This window comes from uncultured Ruegeria sp., from assembly GCF_947504215.1.
Classification (GTDB): domain Bacteria; phylum Pseudomonadota; class Alphaproteobacteria; order Rhodobacterales; family Rhodobacteraceae; genus Ruegeria.
This window is the reverse complement of sequence record NZ_CANNGO010000036.1, coordinates 1-960: the sequence shown is the minus strand read 5'-3', so window position 1 is coordinate 960 and position 960 is coordinate 1. Positions and strand designations below refer to the sequence as shown.

General features: G+C 62.3%; 1 protein-coding gene. It reads left to right on the top strand.

From position 1 onward, the window contains the following. Window positions 1-46: 46 nt before the first annotated feature. Window positions 47-960 (top strand): bifunctional methylenetetrahydrofolate dehydrogenase/methenyltetrahydrofolate cyclohydrolase FolD (gene folD, locus Q1B21_RS22290; protein ID WP_299893263.1); only part of this gene is annotated, 914 nt, incomplete at its 3' end.

Here is a 960-nt window from a genome sequence, read left to right as displayed (position 1 = left end):
GGCGCGCTCTGCGCCCGATCCGTTTTTAGAAAGAAGGGATGACAGGATGGTAGCGCAGGTTATCGACGGGAAGGCCTTTGCCGCCAAGGTGCGCGCGCAGGTGGCCGATCAGGTTGCAAAGCTGAAGGAAGAGAACGGTATCACGCCGGGCCTGGCCGTGGTCCTGGTGGGCGAGGATCCGGCCAGCCAGGTCTATGTCCGATCCAAGGGCAAGATGACCGTTGAGGTCGGAATGAACTCGTATGAGCACAAGCTGGATGTCGACACCTCCGAGGCGGGCCTGCTGGCGTTGATCGACACGCTGAACACTGATCCGGCGGTGCATGGCATTCTGGTGCAGTTGCCGCTGCCCAAGCATCTGAACGAAGATCTGGTGATCAACTCAATCGATCCGGCCAAGGATGTGGACGGGTTCCATATCTCGAATGTGGGCCTGCTGGGCACCGGGCAGAAGTCGATGGTGCCCTGCACACCGTTGGGTTGTCTGATGATGCTGCGCGACCATCATGGATCCTTGTCGGGCATGGATGCGGTTGTGATTGGCCGGTCGAACATCGTTGGCAAGCCGATGGCGCAGCTGCTGCTGGGTGACAGCTGCACCGTGACCATCGCGCATTCCCGCACCAAGGACCTGCCCGACGTGGTGCGCCGCGCCGACATCGTGATCGCCGCCGTGGGTCGCCCGGAAATGGTCCCCGGCGACTGGATCAAAGAGGGTGCCACGGTGATCGATGTGGGCATCAACCGCATCGACGCGCCCGAAAAGGGCGCCAATGACGATGGCAGCGCCAAAACCCGCCTTGTCGGCGACGTCGACTACGCCAGCGCCTCCCAACACGCCGGCGCCATCACCCCCGTCCCCGGAGGCGTCGGACCCATGACAATCGCATGCCTCCTCGCCAACACACTAACCGCAGCATGCCGCGCAAACAAACTACCAGAACCCGAAGGACTAACGGC